This is a genomic window from Streptomyces adelaidensis (assembly GCF_016598475.1).
Lineage (GTDB): Bacteria > Actinomycetota > Actinomycetes > Streptomycetales > Streptomycetaceae > Streptomyces > Streptomyces adelaidensis.
Genome location: NZ_JAEMUX010000008.1, coordinates 66,381 through 85,245, shown reverse-complemented (window position 1 = coordinate 85,245; position 18,865 = coordinate 66,381). Strand labels below are relative to the sequence as shown.

Genomic DNA, 18,865 nt, shown 5'->3' with positions numbered 1-18,865 from the left:
TTCGGCGTCTTTCGTGCCAGCTGATTCGTCCGGCTATTTCGAGAGCCGATTCGACGGACTGTCCCATTCCGGGTTCGACGCCCGAGATCGTGCTCGATCGGCTCTCGCTCACCTACCGACGCCGGATCAGGTGTCGGCATCCAGCCCCGTGTCGGTATCCGTACTGGTCCCGCCAACTGTTCTGTCCCTGGCCTCCGTTGCGGCCTCCGGATGCCCGGCCCCGGTTCCCTCCGGGGCCGCCGCGAGCCTCATCCTCGCCCCGGACCCGGACCCGGCCCCCGCGTGCCCGTGCTGCCTGCCGGCGTACCGAGGCCCGGGTCCGGACCGAGCTTGACAGATCGATCCGAGACTGGGGCATTCCGAGCAACCTGTTCCGGACGATGGCGTGGCTGCCCGGCCTCGCGCTCACCGAGGTCGAGTACCCCAACTCGTTCATCTTCGACACCCCTCGGTACGCGCCGGGTCCCCGGCCGCCCGGCGACCCGGCCGGGGAGAGTGTCCTGTTCCCGCAGGGCGGCTTCGTGGACCGGGTGACGAAGGAGCTGGTCATCAACCTGGTGAGCCTGCTCAACCGCAGCCGTTACTCCCTCACGCACCACAGCTTCAACGGCTACGGCGTGCTGCTCGCCCAACTGCCCCACGAGGACCCGGCGCGACGGGCGGCGCGGGCCGAGAAGATGCTGCTGCGGCTGGTGGACTCTGCGGGCCACCCCGGCTGGGAGGACCGGACCTTCACCTGGGGGGGGTCACCGAGCCCCTCTACACCGTGCCGCAGCAGCACTGCCTGCGGCTGGCGGAGGCGATCCAGCGGGACCCGCACTCCGTCACCGACGGACAGTTCGCCGAACTGCGCGAGGTCCTGCGGGGCGTGGCCGCTGAGAACATCGCGAAGGGGCCGCTCGCGGAGGTGCCGGGCACCGGCACGGAGGCCTATCTGGCGGCCTGGGTCAACGCGATGACCGTAGAGCTGACCTGGTGCGTCGTGCACTTCGACGGCCTGCTCAACTCCTGGTTCACCGTGCTGCGCGTGATGGACGAGACGGGCGCGGAGGACGAGTTGGGCGGGGACTTCGTCGCCGCGTACAACGCGGAGGTCCCGGACCGGATCAAGGTACGCAACAACAACCTGCTCGGCCCGACGGGCTGGGGAAGTTGAGGACGGACACCATGCCCGAGAACCCGACCCTGACCACCACGACCGCCGGACCGGCCACCCCCACGACCACCGGACTCGCCACCACGACCACGACCACCGGACTCGCCACCACGACCACGACCACCGGACCCGCCTCCACCCCCGCGACCACCGGACCCGCCACGACCGCCGGGCAGGCCGCCCCCGCGGCAGCCGCACCCGCCGCCGGATCGACGCCCCCGCCGGCCGACGCCGCCGTGCCCACCGAGACCGGTCTCCCGGTCCCAGGCGGACCGGACATCCGCTTCGAGTGGCACACGGGTGACTGATTCGACGTCTTCGAGAAGCATGTCGCCCTCATCCAGTCGGACATCCTCCGTGCCCAGGCCGAGGACCGTGTCGTCGTCTATCTGAGCTGCCCGATCAGTTCTCGGGGCGGCGGTCACTTCCGGGTCAACACCGAGATCGCCCACTTCGTGGCCCGGCGTCTGGCGTCCGAGTGGGGCGAGAGGTTCTTCGTCGTCAATCCGGCCGCGTATCAGCTGGAGTCGAAGGAGGGCACCGGGCTGGTCACCCGGCACATCGCCGAACTCGCCCGTGAGACCGGCCGGACGCTGACGCTGGGATCTGATGGCCGCCGCCCGGCCGTCCGGCGGGGACTACATGCGCATGTGGACCCGGGTCCTCGCGGAGGACGACTACCTCACCGAGCCGCCCGGCCCGCCCGGTCCACCCCGGCTGCCCTCTCGCCGGAAGCTCCAGCTCGGTGGTCTCTTCGACGCGTTCTGCTTCCTCGGCCCCGACGACGTGCACGGCTTCTTCCGCGCGGACTCGGGCGGCGGCGGTGCGCTGGTCGCGGCGGTGGAGGCGTTCTTCGCCCGCAAGTACGCCATCGACCCGGACTTCTGGACCGACTTCGGGACCGTCCCGAGCACTGGCCCGAGCACCACCCCGAACACCGTCCCCGGCCCGGACGGATCCCGCCGCCCGCTGGATCTCACCGACCGGGAGGACGCACTGCTCTGGGAGGCCCGGCGCAAGGAGTTCGTCCGCTTCTACACCGTGCGCGCGGGCGGCTCGTACAGCCTCGGCTGCCACGACGAGTGGAACATCTTCGTCCGGCTGAACAAGGCGCGTGCGGCGCACCCGGCCTATGGCCCCGGTGAACTGATCGGCCTACTACGGCGGACGGGCCCGCTCGATGGCCGAGAGCGAGCTGGAGACCTCCCCCGGCTACGAGGTCACGGACAAGGCCACGTAGCGCGGGGGACGGACGGGGGATGTGCGGGGCACCAAGCGGCCGGTGCCCCGCACAGACCGAAGGCCCGCCCCTCGGCGGAGGGGGGCGGGCCTTCGGGTCGTGCGCGCACCGGAAGGTGCTTACTACGTCCGGCGGAGCGGACCGTCAGGCCGTAGCCGCCGGTACGTACGGTGCCAGGTCGGCCGCCAGCTCTTCGTGCACCCTGGCCTTGAGCAGGGTGCCCTCCGGGGTGTGCTCCTCGGAGATCACCTCGCCCTCGGTGTGGGCGCGGGCCACGAGCTTGCCGTGGGTGTACGGCACGAGCGCCTCGATCTCGACCGAGGGGCGGGGCAGTTCGTCGTCGATCAGGGTGAGCAGTTCGGCCATGCCCTGGCCGGAGCGGGCCGAGACGGCGATGGAGCGCTTCTCGATCCGCATCAGCCGCTGGAGCACCAGCGGGTCGGCCGCGTCCGCCTTGTTGATCACCACGATCTCGGGCACCTTGGTCGCGCCGACGTCACGGATGACCTCGCGCACGGCGGCCAGCTGCTCCTCCGGCGCCGGGTGTGAACCGTCCACCACGTGCAGGATCAGGTCGGCGTCGCCGACCTCCTCCATCGTGGAACGGAACGCCTCGACGAGGTGGTGCGGCAGGTGCCGTACGAATCCGACCGTGTCGGCCATGGTGTAGACCCGCCCGCTGGGGGTCTCGGCCCGGCGCACGGTCGGGTCGAGGGTCGCGAACAGCTCGTTCTGGACGAGCACGCCCGCACCCGTGAGGCGGTTGAGCAGCGAGGACTTGCCGGCGTTGGTGTATCCGGCGATGGCGACCGAGGGCACCTTGTTCCTGCGCCGCTCCTGGCGCTTGATCTCGCGGCCGGTCTTCATGTCCGCGATCTCCCGGCGCATCTTCGCCATCTTCTCGCGGATCCGACGCCGGTCCGTCTCGATCTTGGTCTCACCGGGACCACGGGTGGCGAGGCCGCCGCCCTTGCCGCCACCCATCTGCCGGGACAGCGACTGACCCCAGCCGCGCAGTCGCGGCAGCATGTACTGCATCTGCGCGAGCGCGACCTGCGCCTTGCCCTCTCGGGACTTGGCGTGCTGGGCGAAGATGTCGAGGATCAGGGCCGTACGGTCGATGACCTTGACCTTGACGACGTCTTCGAGGTGGATGAGCTGACCCGGGCTGAGCTCACCGTCGCAGATGACGGTGTCCGCGCCCGATTCGAGGACGATGTCCCGCAGCTCGTTGGCCTTGCCGGAACCGATGTAGGTGGCCGCGTCCGGCTTGTCGCGGCGCTGGATCACGCCGTCGAGCACGAGCGCGCCCGCGGTCTCCGCGAGAGCGGCCAGCTCGGCCAGCGAGTTCTCCGCGTCCCGCGCGGTTCCCGAGGTCCAGACACCGACGAGTACGACGCGCTCCAGGCGGAGCTGGCGGTACTCGACCTCGGTGACGTCCTCCAGCTCGGTGGAGAGGCCCGCGACACGGCGCAGGGCCGCGCGCTCGGAGCGGTCGAACTGGTCGCCGTCCCGCTCTCCGTCGATCTCGAAGCTCCAGGCGACGTCCTCTTCCATCAGGGCATCGGCCCGAAGACCTTCGGGGTTGTTCTGCGCGAAGGCGCTCTGTGCGGCCTGGGAAGGGGAAGAAGAGGAGGTCATTGGGTCCTTACGTCGAGGGGATACCGATGGGAGACGGATCGCCGTCCGTCACTGGCGACAACGCCCGGGGCACCCGGGAGATTCCCGGAACAACCCCCGGCCGACCCTGAGCCGGCCCCCTAGGGGACCGGGCCCGTCCACCGGACCGGACCAGACCGGACCGGATCGCACCGGACCGGATGGGATCGGTGGCGGGTCGCGCCGCCGACTCGAAGATGGTCGCACGGCACGCCCCGTCTCGTCACGCGGTTAATCCCGGTCGGTGCCGGGGCCGCACCCGACGGATTCCGGCGGCCTCGCCCCTTACCTCGCCGCCGACGCCCGCACCGGCGTCGGCTTCCAGTCCGGGTGCCCCGGCATCGGCGGTGTCTTCTTCCCGTACAGCCAGGCGTGGAAGAAGCCGTCGAGGTCGCGGCCGGTGATCCGGGAGGCGAGCGTGCGGAAGTCGGCGGTCGACGCGACGTCGTCCCGGTGGACGGCGACCCAGGCCCGCTGCAGCCGGGCGAAGGCAGGCCTGCCGATCTTCTCGCGCAGGGCGTACAGGAAGAGCGCGGCCCCGTCGTAGACGTTGGGCCGGAAGATGCCGATCTTGTGGTCGGCCTTGGGCTCCTTCGGTGCCGCCGGCGGTCCCCCGGCGGCACGCCAGCGGTCGGAGGCGCCGTAGGCGGCCTTCATGCGCGTCTCCATGGGCTTGCCGGCGGTCTCCTCCGCGTACAGGGCCTCGTACCAGGTGGCATGGCCCTCGTTGAGCCACAGGTCGGACCAGGTGCGGGGGCTGACGCTGTTGCCGAACCACTGGTGGGCCAGCTCATGGACCATGATCGACTCGACGTACCACTTCGGGTACTCGGACCGGGTGAACAGATCTCTCTCGAAGAGAGAGAGGGTCTGTGTCTCCAGTTCGAACCCGGTCTGCGCCTCGGCGATCAGCACCCCGTACGTCTCGAAGGGGTACCGGCCGACCTTGCCCTCCATCCACGCGATCTGGGCCGGGGTCTTCTTGAGCCACGGTTCGAGCTTCTCGCGATCCTTCGCGGGGACCACGTCGCGTACGGGCAGGTCGGCCGGTCCGGTCCGGTGGAGCACGGCGGAGCGGCCGATGGAGATCTGGGCCAGTTCGGTGGCCATGGGGTGCTCGGTGTAGTAGGTCCAGGTGGTGGCCCCGGCGGCCCGGTCCGTCCCGGCGGCGAGGCCGTTGGAGACGGCCGTGTACCCGTCGGGCGCGGTGACGCGGACGGTGAACATCGCCTTGTCGGAGGGGTGGTCGTTGCAGGGGAAGACGACGTGCGCCGCGTCGGCCTGGTTGGCCATCGCGAGCCCGTCGGAGGTCCGGATCCAGCCGCCCTCCTCGTCCCCGGTGTAGACCGGGTCGCTGGTATGCCGCACGGTGATGCGCGTCCGGCTGCCTTTGGCGAGCGGCTCCCGGGGCGTGATCACCAGGTCCTCGCCCGCGCTCGTGAACGCGGCGGGCGCCCCGTCGACCTTCACGGAACGCACCTTCCCGTGCGAGAAGTCAAGATTGACCAGTTCCAGAGCGGAGGTCGTTCGCGCGTCGATCGTGGTGACGGCCGTGAGCGGCTCACGGTTGCCGCCGGGGTAGGTGAAGGCGAGGTCGTACGACTCCACGTCGTACCCCGGGTTGCCGAGGTGCGGGAAGAGCCGGTCGCCGACGCCGAGGGGCACGGCGGGTGAGGGGGCGCTCGGGGCGACCAGGCAGACGGAGACGGCGGAGGCGAGCAGCGCGGCCTTGACGCGGCGGGTCCTGGGACGTGGGGTGAGCGGCATGGACCACCGCTACCAGCGCGCCTCCGCCCGGCGCCAACGGCGCGCGGCGGTCCCACCCGAACGAGTGGTCCGCCGAGCCACCGCACCCCCTCCGAAGTCAGCGCCCGGGGTCAGTGCGCGGCCGTCGCCTGGTGCTGGGCGCGGCCGACGTCGTAGACGCCCGGCACGTTCCGCATGGCCCGCATCAGGCTCTGGAGGTGGGCCGCGTCCGGGAGTTGGAGCGTGTAGGTGTGCCGGACGCGCTGCTGGGTCGGGGGTTCGACGGTGGCGGAGACGATGGCGACGCCCTCCAGGGCGATGGCCTCGGTGAGGTCGGCGAGGAGGTGGGGCCGCTGGAAGGACTCGGCGACGAGGGTGACCCGGAACTCGGTGGTGTCGCCCCAGCCGACGCCGATCTCCGCGCGTCCCAGGTTCTTCATGCGCTGCACGGCGGCGCATTCGACGCGGTGCACGGTCACCACTCCCCCGCGGACGGCGAATCCGGTGACCTCGTCGGGCGGTACGGGCGTACAGCAGCCGGCGAGGCGTACGTTCGCCTCGGGCCGGCCGACGACGACCACGGCGTTCGCGCCGCCGGAGGTGGCGGTGGGCTCGTCGAGGGCGGGGCGCAGGGCAGGTGCCTCGTCCGGGTGTCGGTCGTCGCGCGTCTCCGGCTCGTCGGCGGCGGGCGAGGGGTGGGTGGCGAGCCAGCGCTGGATGGCGATGCGCGCGCCCGGGGTGTGGGCGTGCTCCAGCCACTCTCTGGAGGGCTCGGAGGCCGGGTCCTGGCCCATCAGGAGCTGGACGGTGTCACCGTCCTTCAGGACGGTACTCAGCGTCGCCAGGCGGCCGTTGACGCGGGCGCCGATGCAGGCGTGCGCGTCCTCGCCGTACTGGGCGTACGCGGCATCCACACAACTGGAGCCCTCGGGCAGCCCCAGCGTGCCCCCGTCGGGCCGGAAGACGGTGATCTCGCGGTCCTGGGCGAGGTCCTCGCGCAGGGTGGACCAGAACATGTCCGCGTCGGGTGCCGCCTCCTGCCAGTCGAGGAGCCGGGAGAGCCAGCCGGGGCGGGTGGGGTCGATGCGCTCCCCCTCCCCGGCGGCTCCCGCGCCGCCGGTCCGCTCGGCGTCCTCGTCGGACCGCTCCTCCGAGGGAGGGGCGTAGGGGTTGCCCAGCGCGACTACGCCGGCCTCGGCGACCTTGTGCATCTGGTGCGTTCGGATGAGGACTTCGGCGACCTGGCCGTCGCCGCGGGCGACGGCCGTGTGGAGCGACTGGTACAGGTTGAACTTCGGTACGGCGATGAAGTCTTTGAACTCCGAGACCACGGGCGTCAGGCAGGTGTGCAGCTCGCCGAGGACGGCGTAGCAGTCGGCGTCCTCGCCCACGAGCACCAGGAGCCGTCCGAAGTCGGAGCCGCGCAGTTGTCCGCGTTTTCGGGAGACCCGGTGCAGGGAGACGAAGTGCCTCGGCCTTATGAGGACTTCGGCCTGGATGCCGGCCTCGCGCAGGACGCCGCGCACCTCTTCGGAGATCTCGGCGAGGGGGTCGTTGTCCTGCGCGGCGTTGTCGACGATGAGTTCGCGGGTGTGCACGTACTCCTCGGGGTGGAGGATCGCGAAGACGAGGTCCTCCAGCTCGGTCTTGAGCGCCTGGACGCCGAGCCGTTCGGCGAGCGGGATCAGTACGTCCCGGGTGACCTTGGCGATGCGTTCCTGCTTCTCGGGGCGCATCACGCCGAGGGTGCGCATGTTGTGCAGCCGGTCGGCGAGCTTGATCGACATCACGCGGACGTCGTTGCCGGTGGCGACGAGCATCTTGCGGAAGGTCTCGGGCTCGGCGGCGGCACCGTAGTCGACCTTCTCCAACTTGGTGACGCCGTCGACGAGATAGCGCACCTCCTCGCCGAACTCCTCGCGCACCTGATCGAGGGTCACATCCGTGTCCTCGACGGTGTCGTGGAGCAGAGAGGCCGTCAGGGTCGTGGTCTCCGCGCCGAGTTCGGCCAGGATCAGCGTCACGGCGAGCGGGTGGGTGATGTACGGCTCACCGCTCTTGCGCATCTGGCCGCGGTGCGAGGACTCGGCGAGGACGTACGCCCGGCGCAGCGGCTCCAGGTCGGCGTCGGGGTGGTGGGCGCGGTGCGCTTCGGCGACATGGCCGATCGCGTCGGGCAGCCGGTCGCGGGTGGCGGGGCCCAGGAGTGCGGCGCGGCCCAGACGGCGCAGGTCGATTCGGGGTCGGCCCTTCCTGCGGTTCGCTGTGGGCGGCGCAGGGGCGGGCGATACGGCGGGGTTCGTGGCCTCCGCGCTCATGGGCACCTCCGGCTGCGTGGACCGGCGGACGGGTGCCCCATGGCGTGCGGCGGCCCAGGGATCGTGTCGTTCCCCCGTCCGTGCCGGTGCTTGATGCTACCGAGCCCACCACGCCCGTCCGACCGCCTCTCGCCGAGCGTGAAACGGATCACCCATTCGAGCGAAGGTTCCGACGTATACGGTTTCGGGTCACTCCACCCGGGTGCGCCATGGATTCGCACGGGTGAACAGCCGTTGGGCTTGGATAGTCGCGGCGCCCGCCCGCCGGACGCCGCGATCCAAAGCCCTACCACATCTCAACGTGCCGCGTTTTCCAGCCACTTGGGATCGATCTCGCCCTCGGCGACGATCACCGCGGGACCGGTCATCTCGATCTCGCCGTCGGCCCGTTCGGTGATGACCAGGGTGCCGCCGGGCACATCGACGGTGTATGTCACGGGGGTGCCCGTCACGGCCGGGTCGGCGCCGTCGCGGCGGGCGGCGGCCACGGCGACGGCGCACGCGCCGGTGCCGCAGGAGCGGGTCTCGCCGGAGCCGCGCTCGTGGACGCGCATCGCCACGTGGCCCGGGCCCCGGTCGACGACGAACTCGACGTTCACGCCGTCCGGGTAGGCGGCGGCCGGGCTGAAGGGCGGCGGGGAGTACAGGTCGCCCGCGTGCGCGAGGTCGTCGACGAAGGCGACCGCGTGCGGGTTGCCCATGTTGACGTTGCGCGCGGGCCAGCTCCGCTCGCCGACGCGCACCGTGACGTCCCCTTCGGGGAGACGCGCGCCGCCCATGCCGACGGTGACGTCGCCGTTCTTGGCGATGTGGACGCGCTTCATGCCCCCGCGTGTGGCGACGGTGAGGTCGCCCTCGGTGACATGGCCGACGTGCTGGAGGTAGCGGGCGAACACCCGGACGCCGTTTCCGCACATCTCGGCGACCGACCCGTCGCCGTTGCGGTAGTCCATGAACCACTCCGCCTCGGCCGCCAGCTCCTCGGCCTCCGGGTGCGCGGCGGACCGTACGACGTGCAGCACACCGTCGCCGCCGATGCCCGCGCGCCGGTCGCACAGGGCGGCGACGGCGGCCGGGGAGAGATCGATGACGTTCTCGGGGTCCGGGACGATCACGAAGTCGTTCTCGGTCCCGTGACCCTTGAGGAAGGCGATCCGCGTGCTCATTCCCCGATCGTACGGGCTGGGTGCGACACCGTGTTCGCGCCCGGCGCCAGGCGCTAGCGGAGCCGGGCCACCCGCCACACGGCGAGCACCGCGATCGCGGCGACCACCAGGGCGTAGGCGAGGACGAGGCGCCAGTCGGCGCGGCGGTCGGAGCCGCGCTGGGGCAGGCCCGGCCACGTGTAACCGACGCGGCGGGCGGCCATCATGCCCCAGCCGGCGGCGGTGGAGCAGATCAGCAGGCCGAGCATGGCGACCACGGCGCCGCCGTCACCGAACTCGAAGGCGAGCGGGAAGGCGAACATCAGGGAGCCGACCGCGGCGAGGCCCACGATGGGCGCGAGCTGCCACAGGCGCAGTCTGCGCTGCGGGCGCAGCTCGACCTCGACCTCCGGCCCGGACATCTCGTCCGGTTCCGGTCCGTCGTCGCTCACGCCGCCCGGAGTCTGGTCGTCGGGCCCGTCGGGGCTCAGCGGATCGTCTTCGGGATCCAGTGCGTACCCCTCGGTAACCAGCTGCTCCGCGTCCTGCGCGGTGCCCTGCTCCGTGCCTTGTGCGGTGTCGCGAGGGCCGGCCTCCATCGCCACGCGCCCTCCCAACTCGGACTCCACTTGGTCGATCGAAGCTCGATGATGGCACGCCCCCGGAGGCCGGGATGACCGCCGGGGCGAGCCGATGCCAGGACGTGATCAGGCTGTAACCGGTCGTTCGAGCAACGCCAATGCCAGCTGCGGGAGTTCCGTCAGGTCGGCGAGACCCCCCTTGAGCCAATGCACCCGCGGGTCGCGCCTGAACCATGAATCCTGACGGCGCGCGAAGCGCTTGGTGGCACGTACGGTCTCGGCACGCGCCTCGTCCATGGAGCACTGTCCGGCGAGGGCGGCGAGGGTTTGCTGGTAGCCGAGCGCGCGCGACGCCGTACGCCCCTCGCGCAACCCCTGCGCCTCCAGTGCGCGCACTTCGTCGACCAGTCCGGCGTCCCACATGCGGTCGACGCGGCGGGTGATGCGCTCGTCGAGTTCGGGGCGCGCCACGTCGACACCGATCTGGACGGTGTCGTAGATCGAGTCATGGCCCGGGAGGTTCGCCGTGAACGGCTTTCCGGTGATCTCGATCACTTCGAGGGCGCGGACGATGCGGCGGCCGTTGCTGGGCAGGATCGCGTGCGCGGCCTCGGGGTCGGCGGCGGCGAGCCGGGCGTGCAGCGCGCCGGAGCCGCGCAGCGTCAGCTCCTCCTCCAGCCGGGCCCGGACCTCGGGGTCGGTGCCGGGGAACTCCAGGTTGTCGACGGCACCGCGTACGTACAGCCCGGAGCCGCCCACCAGGATCGGCCAGCGGCCCTCGGCGAGCAGGGCGTCGATGCGCGCCCTGGCCAGCCGCTGGTACTCGGCGACGCTGGCGGTGGCCGTGACGTCCCAGATGTCCAGGAGGTGATGGGGGACTCCGTCGCGCTCCTCGGGGGTCAGCTTGGCGGTGCCGATGTCCATCCCCCGGTAGAGCTGCATGGAATCGGCGTTGACGACCTCGCCGCCGAGGCGATGGGCGAGGAAGACGCCCAGATCGGACTTGCCGGCCGCGGTCGGTCCGACGACGGCGATGACTCGTGGGGGGGGAACTGCGCTACTCACCGACCCAGTCTCGCAAATGTCGGGGCCTCTTCTCGAACGAGCTACGTGACGCGAGGGGGCCGGGGTCGTTGCGTGTTTGCGAGTTCGAAGCGCCGGCTTCGAGTGCCGGCGGCCCGGGTGACGCAATGGGACGCTCCGGGAGAGCGCGGGAATTAGCCCGCATGATTAGCATTGAGGTTGATATGGGCGTTTTTTCGCTGTTTCGCCGTAAGTCGAAGGCCATGGAGGAGGAGGAGACCGGCGTGACGGAATCCGCGACGGCCCCCGAGACCGGGACGGAAGAGCCGGAGACGTCGGACGAGGCGAAGGGATCGACCGAGGCCGCGCGATCCGAGGCCGGGACAGAGGCCGAGGCCGAGGTGGTCGAGGACGAGTCGGCCGCCGCCGGTGCGGAGAGCACCGACGCGGCGGAGGACGTGGAGATCCCCAAGCAGCAGACCGCCGAGCAGGCGGCCGACAACGGGACCAGTGAGGGCGCCCGCAAGTGACTGACCCGCGCGGGAAGGTGAACCATGGGTCTGCTGGGTAATTTGAAATCCAAACTCTCCCCGGCCAAGGAGAGGGTCTCGCATCTCGCGCAGAAGCACGAGGGCAGGATTCAGCACGGTCTCGACAAGGCCGCGCACACGGTCGACAAGAAGACCAAGGGCAAGTACAGCGGAAAGATCCAGTCGGGCACGGGCAGAGCGAAGCACGCCATGGACCGACTCGCGCACAAGGACGACGGCGGCGGCACCATGCCCCCGACCGCGAGCGGTGGCGGTGCGACACCACCGCCTCCGGCTTCCTGACCACCTTGACAACGGCGGACGGCCGAGGAGCACATCGGGCTCCCGGCCGTCCGCCGTGTCCGGTCTACGACCAGGCCGCCACCAGATAGCCCACCCCGTACGGCGCGTCGTCGTACAGCAGGCTGCCGCCCAGGTCCGCGTCCTCGGCGGCGCCCGCCAGGACCTGCCAGGGGGCGCGGCCGGAGGCCTTCAGCTCGCCGGCGAGCTGAGTGTCCACCGCCTTCAGGGCCGCGATGTCCGCGGTGGCGAGCGCACGTGCGATCTCCGCGTCGAAGCCGGCCGCGCGGTCGTCCAGATATCCCGGGGCCTTGAGCGTGCGGCACGCGCTGGCGTCGCCCATCACCAGCAGGGCCACCCGACCGGCGGACCCGGCGATGTCCCTTCCGACTTGGATACACCGCTCGGCGGGGAGCGGTTCCCCCACCCCGAGACCTTCCACGGGGACTCCGGTCCAGTCCGTGCGATCCAGCAGCCAGGCGGCGACAGCGAGGGAGGCGGGCAGCTCGGCCCGCCCGGCCCGCGCGTCCGCCGTACCCCCGCGTCCGAGGCGGACGTCGAGATCCACGCCGTAGCCCCGGAAGGAGCCACGTGCGCCCTCCGGGTGGGGGCCGTCCCGCTCGGCGGGGCCGACGACCACCAGGCGGTCGGGCCGGGCGGCGGCGAGCACTCCGAGCGCGTCCGCGCAGGCGTCCCGTGCCGCGGCCAGTTCGGGCGCGGCCCCCGCCGCGACCTGAGGCACGAGGAGCGGAGGGCAGGGGCAGAGGCCAGCGGCTACAAGCATGATCCGCAGGGTAACTTCTGCCGCTGAGAGTGACGGTCACGCCCTTCGGGGGCGCGGGGCGCCGGACCCGTCATCCGGGCCGGAGCCCGTCAGTGGCTGCCGCAGCCGCCCGTCGTCGCCACCGGCAGCGGCTCCGGGACGCCGATCTTCGGCAGACCGAGCATGACCCCCGCCGGCTTCTCCGCCGGGACGGCGTTCCGCTTCTCCCAGGCGTCGCCCGCGCGCGTGCGGCGTACGTCCAGGGCGGTGCCCTCGGCGAGGAGGTGGTGGGGGGCGGCGTAGGTGATCTCGACGGTGACGACGTCGCCGGGGCGTACTTCCTGGTCGGGCTTGGTGAAGTGGACCAGGCGGTTGTCGGGGGCGCGGCCGGAGAGGCGCCGGGTGGCGCCGTCCTTGCGGCCCTCGCCCTCGGCGACCATCAGCTCCAGGGTGCGGCCGACCTGCTTCCTGTTCTCCTCCCACGAGATCTCCTCCTGGAGGGCGACGAGACGCTCGTAGCGCGCCTGCACGACCTTCTTGGGGATCTGGTTCTCCATGGTGGCCGCGGGGGTGCCGGGGCGCTTGGAGTACTGGAAGGTGAAGGCCTGGGCGAAGCGGGCCTCGCGGACCGCGTGCATCGTCTGCTCGAAGTCCTCCTCGGTCTCGCCGGGGAAGCCCACGATGATGTCGGTGGTGATGGCGGCGTGCGGGATGGAGGCGCGCACCTTCTCGATGATCCCCAGGTAGCGCTCCTGGCGGTACGAGCGGCGCATCGCCTTCAGGACGGTGTCCGAGCCGGACTGCATCGGCATGTGCAATTGCGGCATGACGTTCGGCGTCTCGGCCATGGCGGCGATGACGTCGTCGGTGAAGTCGCGGGGGTGCGGGGAGGTGAAGCGGACGCGCTCCAGGCCCTCGATCTTCCCGCAGGCCCGCAGCAGCTTGCCGAACGCCTCGCGGTCGCCGATGTCGGAGCCGTACGCGTTCACGTTCTGGCCGAGCAGGGTGATCTCGGAGACTCCCTCGCCGACCAGCGTCTCGATCTCGGCGAGGATGTCGCCGCTGCGGCGGTCCTTCTCCTTGCCGCGCAGGGCCGGGACGATGCAGAACGTGCAGGTGTTGTTGCAGCCCACGGAGACCGAGACCCAGGCGGCGTAGGCGCTCTCGCGGCGGGTCGGCAGGGTGGAGGGGAAGGCCTCCAGGGACTCGGCGATCTCGACCTGCGCCTCGTCCTGGATCCGGGCGCGCTCCAGCAGGACGGGCAGCTTGCCGATGTTGTGCGTGCCGAAGACGACGTCCACCCAGGGCGCCTTCTTGACGATGGTGTCCTGGTCCTTCTGGGCCAGACAGCCGCCGACGGCGATCTGCATGCCGGGGCGGGCGGTCTTCATCGGGGCGAGGCGGCCGAGGTTGCCGTAGAGGCGGTTGTCGGCGTTCTCCCGTACGGCGCAGGTGTTGAAGACGACGACGTCGGCGTTGCCCTCGCCGGCGTCCTCCGGTGAGCGCACGTACCCGGCTTCCTCCAGGAGACCGGACAGGCGTTCGGAGTCGTGGACGTTCATCTGACATCCATAAGTGCGTACTTCGTATGTCTTGACGCCCACTGCCTGACTCCGGTCGCTGCTGTTGGTCACTCCGTAAGCCTAAGGCAGCGCCCGGGAAGTCCTCGTCCCCAGGCGCTGCCGGTCCCCTGCGGGGGTCAGGCCGTCGGGTCGTCGCCGTCGAGCACGGTCTCCGGGACCTGTACGTTGATCAGTTCTCCGGTGCGCGGGTCGACGGTGAGGCCTCGGCCGAGTTTGCGGCCGCGCAGGTGGGCGTGGGCCAGGCGGGCGCCGACGAAATCGCCTTCCAGAATGCTCTGCGGGCCGAGAAGGACGCCCTTGCGGTGCCGCTTGAGGGCGCTGAGCCAGCCCATCGCGCCCGTCATGGTCTCCGCGGTGGCGGAGATGACGATGCCGATGCCTCGGTCCCTGCCGGACTGGGCCAGGGAGCGCAGGTTCTGGTCGATGTCCGGCAGGACGAACAGGTCGGCGTCGTCCACGACGACCACCCTGGGTCCGCTGCCGGCCTCCAGGGCCTCGGTGAACTCCTCGACCGTGGGTTCGGTCGCGGTGATCAGCCGTACGCCCGGGTGGTTCCCGAGGGTGCGCAGCGGCGACTCGCGCGGGGCGAGGATCACCAGGCGGGTGCCGGCGGCGAGCAGCGAGACCGACAGGGCGGCCAGGGTGGTGCTGCGGCCGGAGCCGGGCGGGCCGACGACCGAGAAGGTCGGGGCGGTGTCCGCGAAGTCCACGCCCACGGCCGAGACGTCGTCACCGCCGAGGCCCAGCAGACCCCACATCGGGCGGCGGAACTCCTCCCCCACCTTCTCGTACGCGTCCGTGAAGGTCACCTTCACCGGCAGGGTGCCGATCCGGGCGGGCCGGCGGTCGGCCGGGAGTCCGGCGTCGCGGCGGGCCGCCTCGGCGCCGATGCCGCGCAGCGCCTCGGCCTGTTCCTGGCCGGTGGCGCCGGGGGCGAGCAGCGCCACCTGGATCTCGGTGCCGCCGTCGGAGGTGAAGCCCCGGCCGGGGAGGATGAGGTCGGGGATGTCGCGGGAGCGCTTGCCGACGGCGTGGTAGTCGGTCTTGTCGTTGAGGCGCAGCAGCAGCTTGTTGTCGTTGAGGGCGGTGGCCCGGCCGGACAGCAGGGCGCGTTCGGAGGTGGCGACGACGTGCAGGCCCGCGGCGGCGCCCTCGCGGAGCAGCCGGTTGAGCTGTTCCACCAGCCGGCCTCCGTTGTGGTCGGCGACGGCCTCGATCAGCGCGTCCCAGCCGTCGATGAACAGCATGATGTGCGGCGGTCGGGCGCCGGCGGCGACGGACGCGCGGAGTTCGGTGAGGTTGCCGGCGTGCCGTTCGGTGAGGTGTTCCTGGCGGCGTTCCAGTTCCCCGTCGAGTCGGGCGAACAGTCGTTCGAGGCGCTCGATGTCGCCGCGGGGCACGACGGCACCGCAGTGCGGGAGCAGGCCCAGTGCCGTGAGCGCGCCGCCGGCGAAGTCGATGCCGTAGAGGTGGACGTCGGCGCTGGAGTGGCCCCGGGCCAGGGCTCCGGCCATGGTGCGCAGCACCTGGGAGCGGCCGGAGCGGGGGATGCCGATGACGTACAGGTGTCCGAACTCGGCGAGGTCCAGCCGGACGGGCAGCTGGGCCTGGGCCTCGGGCAGGTCCGACAGGCCCCAGGAGACGGGGGCCAGGCGGGCGCCGCCGGGTTCGTCGGGCTGGGGCAGGTCGTCGATCAGGAGGTTCTGGCCGAGGGCCGGCAGCCACGGGCTGGGCTGTGGGGCGCAGCCGGTGAGTCCGGCCGCCTCGGACACGGCCTCGACCAGGGCGTTGAGGTCGGTGGGGACCTCGTCGCCGGCCTGGTCCGCCGTCGGGTCGTCGTGCTGCTCCGACTCCGCGGTGCCGGGCAGTCCGGCGGCGCGGCCGAGGCGCTGCCACTGGAGTTCGGTGCCCCAGATACGGGACTCCTCCGCAGGCCGCTGTTCCCGGGGCTCGGGGGCGGGCTTCGCGCCGGGCCTGAGGGTGCCGGCGTAGGCGGTCTGGAAGGGGACGACGGTGCCGTGGCCGAGCCGGGCGAGGGCGCGGCCGGGGGTGGCCGGGGAGATGCTGACGGCGTCCTTGGTGTCGATGACGTCCATGCTCTCCGAGGTGTCGGTGACCCGGAGCGCGATCCGCAGGTTGGTGTTGGCCCGGATGTCGGAGCTGACCACACCGGCCGGGCGCTGGGTGGCCAGGACCAGGTGGATGCCCAGGGACCGGCCGCGCTGGGCGATGCTCACCAGGCCGGGGATGAAGTCTGGGATCTCCCGGTAGAGGGTGGCGAACTCGTCGATGACGATCACCAGCCGGGGCACGGGGAGCAGTTCGGGGTTACGTCGGCGCATGCCCTGGTACTCCGGGAGGTCCTTGGCGCCGGCCTCGGCCAGGATGTGCTCGCGGCGGGTCAGTTCGGCCCCCAGTGAGGTGAGCGCGCGCTGCACCAGATGGCTGTCGAGGTCGGTGACCATGCCGAGGGTGTGCGGCAGGTCCACGCAGTCCTTGAAGGCGCTGCCGCCCTTGTAGTCGACGAGGACGAAGGTCAGTTCGTCGGGCCGGTTGACGGCGGCCAGCGCGGCCACGAAGGTCTGCAGCAGTTCGGACTTGCCGGAGCCGGTGGTGCCGGCCACCAGACCGTGCGGACCGTCCTTGACCAGGTCGAAGGCTACGGGGCCGTCGTAGCCGGCGCCCAGCAGGACGGCGGTGGAGGCGGGCCGCCGCTCCCAGCGGGCCGCGATCAGCTCGCCGCTCGGCTCGGGCAGCCCGAGGAGGTCCAGCAGCCCCGCCGTCGAGGGCAGGCCCTCGGAGGCGTCCGGGGTGACGTCGCGGATCGGGGCGATGCCCCGGGCCACGCGTTCGCACCACTCGGGCTCGACCAGGTCGGGCCGGATGTCGGCGACGTCGGGCTGCCCGGTACGGCGCAGGGTGAGCCGGTGGTTCTCGTGGCGGACCACGGCCGTGCACTCCTCCGGCAGGAGCCGTTCCTCCTGGTCCAGGCAGAGCGGGAAGATCCGGACGGCCGGGCCCTCCTTGAGGATCGAGACCACGCCGGGCACGTCGCGCAGGCGCCGGGCGCCGTCCATCACCACGAGGACGTCCGGTTCGCTGAGCAGCGCCTTGCTCATGGTGGACTCGGCGGCGCGCTGCCGGGTGCGCAGGGTGGAGACCAGTTCGGCCACCCGGTTGGCGACCGTCTCCGGGTCGTTGCCGATCAGGGTGACGGCACCGCCGCGGATGCCGGGCAGGCCGTCGCGGGCGTGGGGCAGCCAGCGCGCCCAGTGCCAGGACTCCTGCGCGGCGTTGTCGGTCAGGACGACGATCCGCAGGTCGCGCGGGGTGTGCAGGACGGCGGCCTGGGCCGTCATCCAGCGGGCCAGGGCCTGCACGGGGCTGGTCGCCCCGGCCAGGCCGACCACGCCGCTCTCGACCAGGTCGACGCCGACGGGGGCGTCCGGGATCGTCCAGTGGACGGCGGTGTGGTTGTCCTCGCGGGCGGTGTCGTCGATGCCGAGCAGGGACGGCTGCGGGGCGGTGCCGAGGCGCAGGGCCAGGTGGTCCGGGTCGCCCCGGCGTCGTTCCCACAGCCGGCGGCCGGGGCCGACGGCCCACAGTCCGGCCACCGCCGGGTCGGGCGCGCTCTCGGTGCGCAGCCGCCGTTCGGTGGCGACCTTCTGCCGGACGTCCTCCTCCAGCGAGGCCCGGCGCTGCCGGTAGACGCTGGACTTCTCCTCGTACTCCTTGCGGGCCTGTCGTCGTCCGCTGAAGTAGTTCGCCGCCATCAGCACCGGCGACAGGAACATGAAGATCAGATAGAAGTACGAGTTCCAGAACAGCATCATCGAGACGCCGAGGACCATCGGGGCGAGGGCCATGAGGAGCGGGATCGGCCGGCGGCTGGGCGGGTCGGGCGGGCCGGGCAGCCGGAACCGCTCGGGCGCGAGGTGCGGGAGGATGCGCGGCGGCCGGTTGTAGTCCAGGCCGCCGCCGCCCTCGGACGGGACCACGGCGGCGTCCCTGGAGGTCGGTTCGGTCAGTCGCAGCAGGTAGTCGCCGACGGAGAGTTCCGCGTCGACGGGCCAGAGCACCCAGCCGTCGGGAAGTTCCGCGGTGGCGTCGCCGTCCTCCGCGGGCTCGTCCTCCTCGTCCTGCTCCGCGAGCGGCAGCAACGGGGTGTTGGGCCTGCCCCGGTGCTCCGGCGGCTCCGGCAGGGACAGCCGCGCCGGCCCGCCCTCGGGCAGCTCCACGACGGCCGTTCCGTCCGGACGTACGGTCAGCCGGATGCCCTCGCCCGGCATACCCCGGCCGTCGAGCGGGACGGCCGCGTCCGCCAGCGGGCCGATGCCGTGGGTGCCGAGGCCCAGCGGGTACACCCGCCCGGCGTCCGGGCCGCCCACCACCTGGAGTTCGACCACCGTCGAGTGGTCCACCACGTGCGGCTGCGGCATGGCGGCGCGCTCCCGGCCGTAGGCGCCGGCGACCGGCGTCCGCGGGGCGCCCAGCGCGACGACGCTGCCGTCCATCAGGCCGGTGGCGGCCAGCGGGGTGCCGGGGGCGAGGGGTTCGTCGCCCAGGTAGCAGGCCGGGGCCGGCCCCGGCGGGGGCGGCGAGGTGCCGGTCTCGTCGCCGTTGCCGGCGCGCAGGCCGGCCAGATGTGCGGCGATGTCCTCGACAGGGGTGCCACCGGACGTGGTGAGCAGGACGTCCTGGCTGCCGGTGGTGTCGCCGTCGGCGACGGTCGTGATGAGGAGTTTCACGTCTCCCCCTCGGGGGTGGCTCGGGGGTGGGCGGTTCGGGGGGCGGCACTCACGGTGCGGGGCGGCGCGACGC

14 protein-coding genes are annotated in these 18,865 nt (G+C 71.9%); 5 read left to right on the top strand and 9 right to left on the bottom strand.

What is annotated here, in order from left to right; all coding sequences use genetic code 11:
- The first annotated feature begins 766 nt into the window (after positions 1–766).
- From I8N67_RS06615 to I8N67_RS06605, 3 genes are all read left to right on the top strand, one after another.
- Positions 767–1,156 (top strand): hypothetical protein, encoded by a 390-nt coding sequence (locus I8N67_RS06615; RefSeq protein WP_200301636.1) that lies wholly within the window; start codon positions 767–769, stop codon positions 1,154–1,156.
- Positions 1,157–1,167: 11 nt separating this feature from the next.
- Positions 1,168–1,464, top strand: coding sequence for a hypothetical protein (locus I8N67_RS06610; protein ID WP_200301635.1), 297 nt, complete (start codon positions 1,168–1,170; stop codon positions 1,462–1,464).
- Positions 1,465–1,765: 301 nt separating this feature from the next.
- The gene (locus tag I8N67_RS06605) at positions 1,766–2,551 is read left to right on the top strand and encodes a hypothetical protein (protein ID WP_200301634.1); all 786 of its coding nucleotides are present in this window, start codon (positions 1,766–1,768) and stop codon (positions 2,549–2,551) included.
- Here I8N67_RS06605 and hflX read toward each other — a convergent pair.
- The 6 genes from hflX to miaA form a co-directional block, all read right to left on the bottom strand.
- Positions 2,541–4,037 carry a GTPase HflX gene (gene hflX, locus I8N67_RS06600; RefSeq protein WP_200301633.1) on the bottom strand — a complete coding sequence of 499 codons (1,497 nt, stop codon included), beginning with the start codon at positions 4,035–4,037 and terminating at the stop codon, positions 2,541–2,543. The two genes, I8N67_RS06605 and hflX, sit on opposite strands and share 11 nt — an antisense overlap.
- Positions 4,038–4,340: 303 nt before the next feature.
- Complete coding sequence (locus I8N67_RS06595; protein ID WP_200301632.1) at positions 4,341–5,822, bottom strand: M1 family metallopeptidase; 1,482 nt, start codon at positions 5,820–5,822, stop codon at positions 4,341–4,343.
- Positions 5,823–5,932: 110 nt separating this feature from the next.
- Positions 5,933–8,119 (bottom strand): RelA/SpoT family protein, encoded by a 2,187-nt coding sequence (locus I8N67_RS06590; protein WP_200301631.1) that lies wholly within the window; start codon positions 8,117–8,119, stop codon positions 5,933–5,935.
- A gap of 296 nt (positions 8,120–8,415) precedes the next feature.
- The gene (gene dapF / locus I8N67_RS06585) at positions 8,416–9,285 is read right to left on the bottom strand and encodes a diaminopimelate epimerase (protein ID WP_200301630.1); all 870 of its coding nucleotides are present in this window, start codon (positions 9,283–9,285) and stop codon (positions 8,416–8,418) included.
- A 53-nt stretch (positions 9,286–9,338) separates the two neighbouring features.
- On the bottom strand, positions 9,339–9,863 hold the full coding sequence (locus tag I8N67_RS06580; protein ID WP_200301711.1) for a hypothetical protein: 525 nt from the start codon (positions 9,861–9,863) through the stop codon (positions 9,339–9,341).
- Positions 9,864–9,971: 108 nt separating this feature from the next.
- Complete coding sequence (miaA, locus tag I8N67_RS06575) at positions 9,972–10,910, bottom strand: tRNA (adenosine(37)-N6)-dimethylallyltransferase MiaA (protein WP_200301629.1); 939 nt, start codon at positions 10,908–10,910, stop codon at positions 9,972–9,974.
- Positions 10,911–11,092: 182 nt separating this feature from the next.
- Between miaA and I8N67_RS06570 the strand changes: the two genes are divergently transcribed.
- Together I8N67_RS06570 and I8N67_RS06565 are read left to right on the top strand one after the other, a co-directional pair.
- Positions 11,093–11,398 (top strand): hypothetical protein, encoded by a 306-nt coding sequence (locus I8N67_RS06570; protein ID WP_200301628.1) that lies wholly within the window; start codon positions 11,093–11,095, stop codon positions 11,396–11,398.
- 24 nt (positions 11,399–11,422) lie between these two features.
- Positions 11,423–11,701, top strand: a complete 279-nt coding sequence (locus I8N67_RS06565) for an antitoxin (protein ID WP_200301627.1) — start codon at positions 11,423–11,425, stop codon at positions 11,699–11,701.
- A gap of 64 nt (positions 11,702–11,765) precedes the next feature.
- On the opposite strand, the gene I8N67_RS06560 is transcribed toward I8N67_RS06565, so the two are convergent.
- The 3 genes from I8N67_RS06560 to I8N67_RS06550 all read right to left on the bottom strand — a co-directional run bounded on the left by I8N67_RS06560 (position 11,766) and on the right by I8N67_RS06550 (position 18,792).
- Positions 11,766–12,482, bottom strand: coding sequence for a class III extradiol dioxygenase subunit B-like domain-containing protein (locus I8N67_RS06560; RefSeq protein WP_200301626.1), 717 nt, complete (start codon positions 12,480–12,482; stop codon positions 11,766–11,768).
- Between the two features lie 89 nt (positions 12,483–12,571).
- The gene (gene miaB, locus I8N67_RS06555) at positions 12,572–14,095 is read right to left on the bottom strand and encodes a tRNA (N6-isopentenyl adenosine(37)-C2)-methylthiotransferase MiaB (protein WP_200301625.1); all 1,524 of its coding nucleotides are present in this window, start codon (positions 14,093–14,095) and stop codon (positions 12,572–12,574) included.
- A 65-nt stretch (positions 14,096–14,160) separates the two neighbouring features.
- Positions 14,161–18,792, bottom strand: a complete 4,632-nt coding sequence (locus tag I8N67_RS06550; protein WP_200301624.1) for an FtsK/SpoIIIE domain-containing protein — start codon at positions 18,790–18,792, stop codon at positions 14,161–14,163.
- Positions 18,793–18,865: the final 73 nt, after the last annotated feature.